This window comes from Anabaena sphaerica FACHB-251, from assembly GCF_014696825.1.
Lineage (GTDB): Bacteria > Cyanobacteriota > Cyanobacteriia > Cyanobacteriales > Nostocaceae > RDYJ01.
In genome coordinates, this window is sequence record NZ_JACJQU010000018.1 from 111,411 (window position 1) to 122,687 (window position 11,277).

The 11,277-nt window shown below is 39.3% G+C and carries 12 protein-coding genes; 5 read left to right on the top strand and 7 right to left on the bottom strand.

Features of this window, described 5'->3' with window-relative positions; translation table 11 throughout:
* Positions 1-136: 136 nt before the first annotated feature.
* Both H6G06_RS22155 and H6G06_RS22160 read right to left on the bottom strand, forming a co-directional pair.
* Entirely contained in the window at positions 137-1,408 is a 1,272-nt protein-coding gene (locus tag H6G06_RS22155; RefSeq protein ID WP_190564118.1) for a glycosyltransferase family 4 protein, read from the bottom strand.
* A 787-nt stretch (positions 1,409-2,195) separates the two neighbouring features.
* A complete protein-coding gene (locus tag H6G06_RS22160; RefSeq protein WP_190564120.1) occupies positions 2,196-3,245 on the bottom strand; it encodes a sugar transferase in 1,050 nt (349 codons plus the stop codon).
* A 248-nt stretch (positions 3,246-3,493) separates the two neighbouring features.
* Between H6G06_RS22160 and H6G06_RS22165 the strand changes: the two genes are divergently transcribed.
* Positions 3,494-4,291: a 7-carboxy-7-deazaguanine synthase QueE gene (locus tag H6G06_RS22165; protein WP_190564160.1), complete on the top strand. Its 798-nt coding sequence runs from the start codon at positions 3,494-3,496 to the stop codon at positions 4,289-4,291.
* Positions 4,292-4,367: 76 nt separating this feature from the next.
* Here the strand turns inward: H6G06_RS22165 and H6G06_RS22170 are convergent, their stop codons facing one another.
* Both H6G06_RS22170 and H6G06_RS22175 read right to left on the bottom strand, forming a co-directional pair.
* Complete coding sequence (locus H6G06_RS22170; protein WP_190564138.1) at positions 4,368-5,012, bottom strand: DUF3318 domain-containing protein; 645 nt, start codon at positions 5,010-5,012, stop codon at positions 4,368-4,370.
* A gap of 78 nt (positions 5,013-5,090) precedes the next feature.
* The gene (locus H6G06_RS22175) at positions 5,091-5,648 is read right to left on the bottom strand and encodes a hypothetical protein (protein WP_190564140.1); all 558 of its coding nucleotides are present in this window, start codon (positions 5,646-5,648) and stop codon (positions 5,091-5,093) included.
* A gap of 153 nt (positions 5,649-5,801) precedes the next feature.
* Between H6G06_RS22175 and H6G06_RS22180 the strand changes: the two genes are divergently transcribed.
* From H6G06_RS22180 to H6G06_RS22195, 4 genes are all read left to right on the top strand, one after another.
* Positions 5,802-6,887, top strand: coding sequence for an amino acid ABC transporter substrate-binding protein (locus H6G06_RS22180; RefSeq protein ID WP_190564142.1), 1,086 nt, complete (start codon positions 5,802-5,804; stop codon positions 6,885-6,887).
* Between the two features lie 55 nt (positions 6,888-6,942).
* Positions 6,943-7,869, top strand: coding sequence for an amino acid ABC transporter permease (locus H6G06_RS22185; RefSeq protein WP_190564144.1), 927 nt, complete (start codon positions 6,943-6,945; stop codon positions 7,867-7,869).
* A gap of 159 nt (positions 7,870-8,028) precedes the next feature.
* A complete protein-coding gene (locus tag H6G06_RS22190) occupies positions 8,029-9,051 on the top strand; it encodes an amino acid ABC transporter permease (RefSeq protein WP_190564146.1) in 1,023 nt (340 codons plus the stop codon).
* A gap of 30 nt (positions 9,052-9,081) precedes the next feature.
* Complete coding sequence (locus tag H6G06_RS22195) at positions 9,082-9,822, top strand: amino acid ABC transporter ATP-binding protein (protein WP_199306837.1); 741 nt, start codon at positions 9,082-9,084, stop codon at positions 9,820-9,822.
* Positions 9,823-9,853: 31 nt separating this feature from the next.
* On the opposite strand, the gene H6G06_RS22200 is transcribed toward H6G06_RS22195, so the two are convergent.
* The 3 genes from H6G06_RS22200 to H6G06_RS22210 all read right to left on the bottom strand — a co-directional run bounded on the left by H6G06_RS22200 (position 9,854) and on the right by H6G06_RS22210 (position 11,084).
* Entirely contained in the window at positions 9,854-10,465 is a 612-nt protein-coding gene (locus H6G06_RS22200; RefSeq protein WP_190564148.1) for a Uma2 family endonuclease, read from the bottom strand.
* Positions 10,466-10,580: 115 nt separating this feature from the next.
* Entirely contained in the window at positions 10,581-10,832 is a 252-nt protein-coding gene (locus H6G06_RS22205) for a type II toxin-antitoxin system Phd/YefM family antitoxin (protein ID WP_190564150.1), read from the bottom strand.
* Positions 10,833-10,880: 48 nt separating this feature from the next.
* Positions 10,881-11,084: a hypothetical protein gene (locus H6G06_RS22210; protein WP_242039819.1), complete on the bottom strand. Its 204-nt coding sequence runs from the start codon at positions 11,082-11,084 to the stop codon at positions 10,881-10,883.
* Positions 11,085-11,277: the final 193 nt, after the last annotated feature.

Consider the following 11,277-nt stretch of genomic DNA (forward strand, 5'->3'; position numbering starts at 1 on the left):
GAATAGGTTTTTTTGAATACTAACAAAAAAATAGGTGTTGATGGGGCTGATTTGACAATTCTCTGGTAGTACAGCAACTATCAGACGTGATGTATCTGTGATCTGTCCAGGATTGCCACCACAATACTCTAAATGCTTAAACTTCCTGTTTAGTGACAGATTGGGAATGAATTGCTTTGCCATCTGCTGTCAAGGAGTAAAATAAAGCCTCATACTGATTTAAGGCTTGCTCAAAGGCATATTGCTCAACAGCATACTGCCGACTATTGTCACCCAGAGTTTTTACCTTTTCCGGGTTTTGGTACAATTCTAAAATTGCCGTGGCTAAGGCTTGAGGATCTTCTGGAGGAATCACAACTCCACCGCAGCTTTGTTTAATTGCTCTAGCTGCAGTCCCATTTTCAGGTACAGATCCCACTAAGGCTCTGCCACTGGCAAGTAAAACCTGAATTTTCGATGGCATATTGAAGGAGATCACATTTTTCTTTTGTACTACCAAACCCACATCTGCTGCTGCTAACATTTGTGGTAGGTCTTTGCGGGTTTGAAAAGGTAATAACAAAACATTATCTGCACCCCAGTCTAAACACTGCTGTTGTAATCGCTGCAAACCTTTACCTTCACCAACAACCACAAAAGCAATTTTTGTGATGTCACGTAATTTAGCAGCAGCTTTAATAACTGTTTCTAAGCCTTGTGTTAAGGCAATGTTACCCGAATATAGCACCACAAATTTGCCCTTGAGGTTATGTGCTGCGCGAAAAGGGCTGTCTTCTTTTGGCAAGGGGCTGATAAAATTTACATCAACCCAGTTGGGAATCTGCACGATTTTATGGGCTGCTACACCCTTGGAGAGCAAATTTTCTACAAAGCCATCAGCAATAACACTAATTTTAGCGGCGGCGGAGTAGGCAAATTTTTCTAAGGCCGTGAATATTTTGATTAGTAACTTATTTTTCAGCAGACCGACGTGGATGGCTGCTTCGGGTAATATATCTTGTAGATTTAAGATGATTGGACAGGCGCGTAACCATCCTAAAACAGCAGCGGGTATGCAAACAGGCAAAGATGGGGAGGTTAAAAGAATAACATCTGGCCGCCAGCCCATCAGCGCAGGTAAAAAACTGGTGACTACAAAACTAGCATCCAGCAGCACCCGATCTAATAAATTAGGTTGGGGGCGAATCCACACATAACTGCGTTGAATTTGAACACCATTTTTATGTTCTGTCAAATAAAATTTGCCCCGATATTCCTGATAAATTTGACGTTCAGGGTAGTTGGGCATAGCTGTGACTACACGCACTTGATGTCCACGTTTCACCAGTCCCTCTGCTAATTCAGTCATTAGCGGAGCGATACCAATAGGTTCTGGGTGGTAGTTGTAAGAGTAAATTAAAATCCGCATAACAAATTAGTCAAAGTTCCCTGGTTGTTTCTTGAGTGACAATAATTATCTGTCGTTAAAGCTACCCTGGAACATTTTAGCTCCTAGAATAAGTTTATTCTCTCTTTATACTTCTTATTTGTCAGTAAATTTTCGTTGAAGATTACGTAAATCTTGATATCAAGTTCATAAAGAAATAAGATTTAGGCTTTTCCACGAGTATCCATTAAAGTTGATGACAGAGTTTGTATTTTTGAGTTTTATTCAGACGATGAGTACCTATTATTACTAATGCAAATCCTTGTTTACTGAGAAAAGCTATTGGCTGTATTTGTGATATTCTTGTTTTGAGGAAACGATAGGTGAATTAGTTCCAGATAACCGTTGGTTGAACCTTGAGAATTATGGATGCTGTACACCAGTTTTATTGGGAGTGCTACTGGTAAGTTCAACATCCCCCAGTCCCTGCTCCCTTGCCTTTTGGCTCCAGCGCATCAGCCTTATTTTGTTGGTTCGGGGTAACGATGGTTTAAGTGCATCTTTGCTTTCGCTACTCATTTGAGAATTTCAGCAAGTCCTAATTATCCTGCTAACTGCTATAAATCCTGACCTTAAAGCAAAATTTACCCAGAGCCGCTTTGATCAGCTTGGGTAAATTTTGCAATGTGATTTGGTATGTTTTAACTTGAACAGTAAACTGTTTAGGGCATAATGCTGGGAGATTTACACCCGCTATCAACGCCTGAAACCTTCTGTGTAGGGAACCAAAACGGCGGTGATGAAACTGATAATTGATAACTGATAACGGTTAAACAGCACCACTGTTTTTGTTAAACAATATGGCTATAGTTTTGAGAATCAGCTTTAAATCGTAAACCAAAGTCCAATTTTTTTGATACTGCAAATCCAGGCGAATAACATCCTCAAAACTGCGTACTGTTGAGCGTCCATTTACCTGCCATTCACCAGTCATCCCCGGTTTTACATCCAAACGTTGCCACTCTGGTACTTCATATCGTTCCACTTCATCGGGGGTAGGTGGCCTAGTGCCAACTAAACTCATTTCGCCTTTCAGCACGTTCCAGAATTGCGGCAGTTCATCCAGACTTGTACGGCGCAAAAAGCGTCCTACTCTGGTAATTCTGGGATCGTTATCATTTTTAAAGAAAGCACCTTCTACTTGGTTTTTAACTTGAGATTTCTTGGCTTCCGCATCGACACACATAGAACGGAATTTCCAAATAGGAAAACGCTTACCCATCCACCCACAGCGAGTTTGTTTAAAGAAAATCGGACCGGGATCGTTGATTTGAATGGCGATCGCAATAGGAATGAATAAAAATCCTGTAATTACTAAACCTACCAATGATCCCACTATGTCAATCAGTCTTTTCATCCAGGAGTCCACAGAAGGATGAGTCTGAGGTAGGGGATCTGGCTTCCGAGTGACGGTTTTCCGATTATCTTCAAGATTCCTAGATTCTATGGGTTCGACGCTGTTCGGAGACTCAATAGAAAATACCTGATCCAATCCTGTGAGGTTGAGGACTGACATAACTTGGGGGGTAGCATTACGAAGTAGGAATGCGATCCCCTGTTCCTGGGCATATTTAAAATTACTCACCAAAGATCCTAAACCGCTGCTATCCATAAAGATAGTATTTTGGAAATCAATGATAATTTGCTGGGGATGTGAATCAGCCTCGATTAAGTTTTGGCAGGTTTGCTTAAAGCGAACAGCCTCAAGCACGCTCAAACGCATCGATACCTGCACTATTGCTGTGTCGTTCAGGTAAGTAACTGGGAAATCTGCCTCTGTGGGTTGGCTACTCATGAAGCTATGCAATTTAGTTGCCATCTAAATCTAATCTGCCAAACATTATTTTGTCCGGGAAAATTGCTTAACTTAAATTTGAAAAAGCAGGATTAAGGATAAGTGGCTAGTTTTTAGCAAAGAGATTGGAGATCGCTGAATACGGTTCACAATGGAACAAGAAGCTAGAAACCTACTTGTTGTTTGTTGTGCTAAATCTCTGTGAGCGGCTTCGCTACACCGTAAGTGATAGCTTTGCTCGCCGTAGGCATCGCTCTACTATCTATTATCTCATGATTGCTAAAACTACAGTTAAACCTACTGCACGCCTGGTTGAAGTTTTTTCTGCTATTCAAGGAGAAGGACTCAACGTCGGGACACGTCAGATTTTTATTCGCTTCGGTCTTTGTGACTTGCGTTGTCACTTTTGCGATAGCGCCCATACATGGGATGCACCCTCTCGATGTAAAATAGAGCGTTCACCAGGATTACGAGATTTTGAAATCCACTCTAATCCTATTCCTCTGGCTATGTTGATAAAATGGGTAGAAAGGCAAAATTTACCTTCTTTACACGATAGTATCAGCTTAACTGGAGGCGAACCACTTCTTCATGCTCCATTTTTGGCACAATTTCTACCGGAAGTGCGATCGCTGACCAATTTACCCATATATCTGGAAACTGGAGGACATCGCCCTGAGCAATTGGCTATGCTTCTCCCCTACCTTGACACTGTAGGCATGGATTTAAAGCTGCCTAGTGTTAGTGGCGAAAGTCATTGGACAGAACATAAACAATTTCTCCAACTATGCTTTGACGCAAATTTAGAGATTTTTGTCAAGATAATTGTCTCTCAAAGGACAGATCCTGGCGAATTGGAACGTTCTGCTTTATTAGTTTCTGGTGTATCTCAGAATATCCCTCTATTTCTGCAACCTGTGACACCTTTGGCCGATTCGGAAAAATTTAGTCAAGTACCTGTTTTGGCACCTTCTCCAGACCAAGTTTTAGAATGGCAAGCTTTGATGAAGCGGTTTGTTAAACAAGTGCGGGTGATCCCCCAAACCCATAAAATGCTGAAGCAATTGTAGGGGACTGGGGACTGGGGACTGGGGAGGTTGATTAATCTTCCCCTGCCTCCCCTGCTTTCCCTGCTTCCCCTGCTTCCTACAGTCCACCTTCATCCATAGTCTTAGATTTGGATTTGGCTTTGTTGGCGCTGCGTTTAAGGGCAGAAAGTCTGGCTTCATATCGGGAACGCTGACGCTTACCGGGGGTAGTGTCAATTAAGGTTTTCAAGGCACTACCTAAACTTTTGTAGGCGTTGGGGAGACTATAACCAAAACGAGTGGCTAGGGCGATCGCTTTTTCGTCTGCATCAACTAATTCCTTAATTCGCTTGTCCCCGCTATTCTTTTGATACAGTCGCCAACCGGAAACGCCGCAAAGAGCCAAAGCTAACACCAGTAGCAAGCCATCCTGTACCCATAATTCACCCACAGCACCACCTAAGCCAATAGCGAGTGCTGCCATTTCCCAACCATCTTTGGGAATTGTGTCATTTTGAACACGAGCAACTTCGTGCCAGAACAGGAGATTACGCTGATCCATTGCTAAAGCATCCCATTTCACCAAGTCGATTTGAATTTCTACTTGGTCTTTACCAATTTCTTCGCACCGGATCAGGGGTGGACTTACCTCAGTTGTGCCTTCAACTGTTACCCAACTTTGTAATTCTGGTGGTAGCAAGCTTTTCAACCGCCGGAGTTCACTCATTTCCGCTTTAGCAGAGGAGGTTGCATAAGATGTCATAAAAATCCAGCCTTAAAAAATTTCAGTATATAGAGAGGGTATCACTTTGGAGTATAGCTATTTCAGTGATGATCCGCCTCACTCATTGGGAAAACTTCCTCGCTTTTTCCGAGCTTCCATTGCTTTTTCTAGCAGATCCAGTAATCCAGGGGCTTCTTCCTGGATACTGAGTAAAAGTCTTTCCCCAAGTTCTATATTACCCGGATCTTCACCTGTGTCCATCACCTGTTTGAGGCGCGGTAAGGCTATGCTATCAACAACCTGAATTAATCCACTCAGACAACGGTGAAACTGTCTTTCTGTGAGTATTGAGTCTTCCAGAGGAAACTCAATAATGGCACGGATTTCACCATCGGAGGGATCATACTCCCATTGCAGCATTTTGGTTTCCCAAGAAATGGCCAGCATTGTCTGGAGGATAGACGCTTTGTGAGGATGTTCTTTGACTCCTGCGAGAACTTGAGGTGCAAAAACTCGGAAAAATTTTCCATCCTCATCCAACTGAACGACTATCAGAAAATCTTCTAGGTGATCAGCTTCTACACCTGTGATAATCCGGTCTTCTTCTTCATCAAAACGGTATTCCCAGCCAAGGTTATCTAAGTAATTGGCTATCTGTTTCAGATTAGCTCCCATAAAAGCCTCATAAGGAACGGTGGAGCGACTGTCACCAAACTTAGTTTAACCTGCTATGGGCATTGATTTTATTGGTGCAGCTAGTTGTCCCAAAGGTGTATTCTATTCCTTAGTAGATACATTCTTATTAAACACCTTTAACTCTTTAAATTTATGCTTATACGGAAATCGGCTTTGATGTTGGTGATCACTCCTCTAATTTTTGCCCTTGCTGCTTGTGGTGGTGATTCAGGAACAACGGGAAATACAGCGGGAAATACAGCGGAAAATACCGGAAAACAGGTGACTCGCAATCTTGGGAATACGGTTAAAAACCGTGGACAGCTAATTTGTGGTGTTAGTGGTGAGTTACCAGGGTTTAGTTTTGTGGGAACTGACGGTAAATATAGCGGTATTGATGTGGATGTTTGTCGTGCTGTGGCTGCGGCTTTGTTTGATAATCCCGATGCGGTAGAATTTCGCAATCTCAATGCTAAAGAGCGGTTTACAGCTTTACAAACTGGTGAAATAGATTTACTTAGCCGCAATACCAGCTGGACATTAAGCCGCGATACTACGGTGGGTTTAGATTTTGCACCAGTAGTTTTTTACGATGGTCAAGCTATTATGGTTCGCAAAAATAGCGGGATCAAATCTTTAAATGATTTAAAAGATAAAGCAATTTGCGCTCAAACTGGTACAACCACCGAACAAAATTTAGCTGACCAAATGCGAAAACGGTCTATTACTTATAAACCTGTTGTTTTTGAAGATGTTAATATTACCTTTGCCACCTATGCTGAAGGACGTTGTGATGGAGTAACGGCTGATCGTTCCGCTTTGGTTTCTCGACGTACAACTTTACCCAAACCGGAAGATAATATCATTATGGATGAATTACTTTCTTCCGAACCTTTAGCGCCAGCAGTTGCTAAGGGCGATCTTCAATGGAGTAATGTTGTTAAATGGGTTGTTTATGCTTTGGTCAAAGCTGAAGAATTGGGAATTAATTCTCAGAATGTAGCGCAGTTTGCGAACAGCAATGACCCAGAAATTAAGCGTTTTTTAGGAACAGAAGGAAACCTGGGTGAAGGACTTGGGTTGACAAATGATTTTGCAGCTAGGATAGTCAAACACGTCGGTAACTACGGGGAAATTTACGATCGCAATCTCGGTACAAAAACCAAACTCAATCTCCCCCGTGGACAAAATCAACTTTCGACAAAAGGCGGTTTACTCTATTCTCCTCCATTTCGGTGATTGATTGGTCAATTATCAGTTATCAGTTATCCCTGTTCCCTATTCCCTATTTGTAATGGCTAATTCCAAACCACCTATATGGCGTGATTATCGCTTTTGGCAAATTGCGGCACAATGTATGGCTGTAATTTTAGCACTAGTGATAGTTGCTATTTTGGGGATGAATCTCAACCGTAATTTACAGCAATTAGGGATTCAATTTGGTTTTGATTTTCTACAACAGCAAGCGTCTTTTGATATTGGCGAAACTCTTATTAATTATAAACCAACTGATAGCTATATTCTGGCTTTGTGGGTAGGGTTAATTAACTCATTGCGGGTAGCAGTGCTGGGAATTATCTTAACAACAATTGTAGGGATAACTGCGGGAGTTGCGCGTTTATCTGATAATTGGTTAGTGAGAAAAATCAGTTTAGTTTATGTAGAAATTTTTCGGAATACTCCATTATTACTACAGTTATTATTTTGGTACTTTGCTGTTTTCATCGGGTTTCCGAAAGCAGAAAATAAAGTTTCCGTTTGGGGGTTAATTTACCTTAGTCAAAATGGGATAGAAATTTTTGGTTTTAACCTGTCTCCAGAATTTTCAACTTTGCTGCTGGGTTTAACATTTTACACAGGTGCGTTTATTGCGGAAATTGTGAGAGGAGGAATTCAATCAGTAGCAAAGGGACAATGGGAAGCGGGTTTATCGCTAGGATTAAAACCAACATTATTGATGAGATTCGTGATTTTTCCCCAAGCTTTGCGGGTAATTATTCCCCCACTTACCAGTCAATATTTGAATTTAGCAAAAAATTCTAGTTTAGCGATCGCTATCGGTTATCCTGATATTTATTTTGTAGCTTCTACCACATTTAATCAAACTGGAAAAGCAGTAGAAGTGATGCTGTTACTGATGGTTACATATCTCACTCTTAGTTTAATTATTTCATTAATGATGAATTTACTAAATCGCACAGTTCAGATTAAAGAAAGGTAGGGGTTTAGCATTTATATCTCGTTCCCAGTCTCAGACTGGGAATGCTATCCAATAGTCTCTGACTATGGTTTAATAGAAGCCAGATTCTTCTATAATTCATTCCCATACAGAGTATGGGAACGAGAACAAACGAGAACAACAATAAATAAAAAATAACCTATGAATAAATTAACTTGGTTCAAGAAAAATCTATTCAATAACTGGTATAATACAGTATTAACTGTACTTTGTTTACTTTTTATATTTTGGATAGTTAAAGGAATATTATTTTGGGTATTTAATCAAGCACAATGGCAAGTTATCCAATTTAATTTACATTTATTTTTAGTTGGTAGATTTCCCAAAAGCTTATATTGGAGATTGTGGATTGTTTTGGGAATAATTACAACTTTAAGTGTGATAACCTGGAGTCTATTTACTAAAAAACAAAATATCATCAAACGCCAACTTTCTCAATTGATAATTCCTTGGCTTGCACCAATATGGTTATTATCTTTTGCGATTAATATATGGCTAATTGGCGGAGGTTTTGGCTTACAATCTGTATCAACAAACTTATGGAATGGATTATTACTAACACTATTAATGGCAATAATTAGTATTGTACTTTCCTTTCCTATTGGTGTGTTATTAGCATTAGGACGTACAAGTAATTTATTTATAATTCGTTGGTTTTCTATTCTCTATATTGAAATAGTTAGAGGATTACCACTCATAGGAATTTTGTTTATCGCTCAAGTCATGTTACCTTTATTTTTACCAACAGATTTACGTTTAGATCGCTTAATTAGGGGAATTGCGGGACTGGTGCTATTTAGTGCTGCTTACATGGCGGAAAACGTGCGCGGTGGATTACAATCAATACCAAGGGGACAAACTGAATCTGCAAAAGCACTAGGATTGAATACACCTTTAGTGTTAATATTAATTGTCCTACCTCAAGCTTTACGTGCTGTTATTCCAGCAATTGTGGGACAGTTTATAGGCTTATTTAAAGATACTTCACTTTTATCTTTAGTGGGTTTGGTGGAATTAACAGGAATTGCGCGTTCTATTTTAGCACAACCGCAATTTTTGGGGAGATATGCAGAAGTATATATATTTATCGGCTTAATTTATTGGGCGTTTTGTTATTCAATGTCTTTAGCTTCTCGTAGGTTAGAAAAACAATTAAGTAATTAAAAAAAAATGATTAAGTTGAGGTTGAAATAAATGCAAGCACAAGAACCAATTATTATTGCTGAAGATGTTCATAAATGGTATGGTAAGTTTCACGTTTTGAAAGGAGTGAGTTTAACAGTTAATCGCGGAGAAGTGGTAGTTTTAATGGGTCCTTCCGGTTCAGGGAAATCAACTTTTATCCGTACATTTAACGCCTTGGAAGAATATCAACAAGGAAGTATTAGTATTGATGGAATTACCCTAAGTCGTGATTTAAGAAATATTGAAACCATTCGTAAAGAAGCGGGAATGGTATTTCAACAGTTTAATTTATTTCCCCATTTAACAGTTTTGCATAATATCACTTTAGCACCAATTTGGGTACGTAAATTACCAAAAGCCAAAGCAGAAGAATTAGCAATGCAACTGTTAGAAAGGGTGGGAATTTTAGAACAAGCAAATAAATATCCGGGACAGTTATCTGGGGGACAACAGCAACGGGTAGCTATAGCGCGTGCGTTAGCTATGCAACCCAAAATCATGCTATTTGATGAACCGACTTCTGCGTTAGACCCGGAAATGGTGCGAGAGGTTTTAGATGTGATGCGAAATCTTGCTAGTGAGGGGATGACAATGGTTGTTGTCACTCATGAAGTTGGTTTTGCGCGGGAAGTTGCAGATAGAGTCATTCTTATGGATGGTGGTTATTTGGTTGAGGAAGCGACTCCTGATACCTTTTTTACTGAACCGAAGGAAGAGAGAACAAGGAAGTTTTTGTCACAAATTCTTTAGGTAAAGAGAATATTTTGTTGTTCTTCATTTTCTACCAAACTTGACTTAAATCTAAAACAAATCCTGGTAATAAATCTTCTCCGCTTAATGTTTGTGGATTATTTAATTCTTCCACAGCAGTATGAGGACGATAAATAAAAACTTTACGTTGTTTTCTATCAATTAACCATCCTAGTTGTGTACCATTATTTATATATTCCTCCATCTTCTCTTGGAGAGTTTTTAAATTATCTGTTTCTGAACGCAATTCAATTACAAATTCAGGACAAATAGGAGCGAACTTTTTCCGTTGTTCTGCTGGTATTGCTTCCCAGTTTGTACGTTTTATCCAAGCTGCATCAGGAGAACGAACTGCACCATTTGGTAAAGTAAATCCACCACTAGAACCAAATCCTACCCCTGTTCCATCTTTTTTTGTCCATATCCATAATTGTCCAATTAAATCAAAATTGCGCTCATCTGTTTCCGAACCAGTGGGGGACATAATTAATAAATCTCCTACAGCATTACGTTCAATGCGATAATCTCGGTTTAGTTGACAAAAATCAAAAAATTGATCATCTGTCATCATAACATTTGGTCGCATTTGCAATACCATTGGTAAGATTTCTGTGGTTACAGATGTAGATAAGTTGGTAGTCATAATTTTAGGAATTTCAGGTATTTTGAGAGGATATGTTATTTGAAAAAAAGTTCATTTCTTAAAAACCTTTTTATCTTCCTTTCCCCATGCACCCAGTTGTTCAAAAGCTTCTGGTTCAAATGGTAATTTTTTCATATTCATCTAAATCAACATAAATTAAATTGCCTTGTTCAACATTTTCCATAGCTTTGAGCAGATGCTTTTTATTAGCTTCTGATTTAAGAAGATAGGTAGTTTCATCTTCTTCTATGGGTGGTTCAACTAGGATAATAACTTCTACAACTGTTCCTGCTGGTAGTTCAATGGTAGATAGTTCGATTTTTCCATCTTTACCGACAATAGCCTTTTGTTTAATTCCACTGAGCATAATTGTTAATTATTCTGATAAAGTCAGCCATACTTATTTTAAGTTTATCTAATCTTCTGGAGGATGCCAACCAGCAAGTACCCAATAACTGCGAACTTCCAAAGCATCTGCATCATCACTTAAATGTAAAGCTTTAACAGTAGCTCTACCAGTCGGCGTTTTACCTACAATTTGTAAGCCATCTTCTGTCCAGTAAAAATGCTCAGGCCAGACTTGAGTACGTGGGTTAAATAATTTGACTTTTTCTCCCATTTCTGGGTCAAAACCTGTAGTTTTATCACTTTTATATCTATTACAAATAGGACAAGCTAACCATAAATTTGATTCATCATTACTACCACCTTATACCAATTTAATATGAAGCTGCATATAATAGAGAAAACAAACTTGATAAATCAAAATAACCATGAGCCGTACTTTTAAAATTGAAATAGCAGAGAGTGAA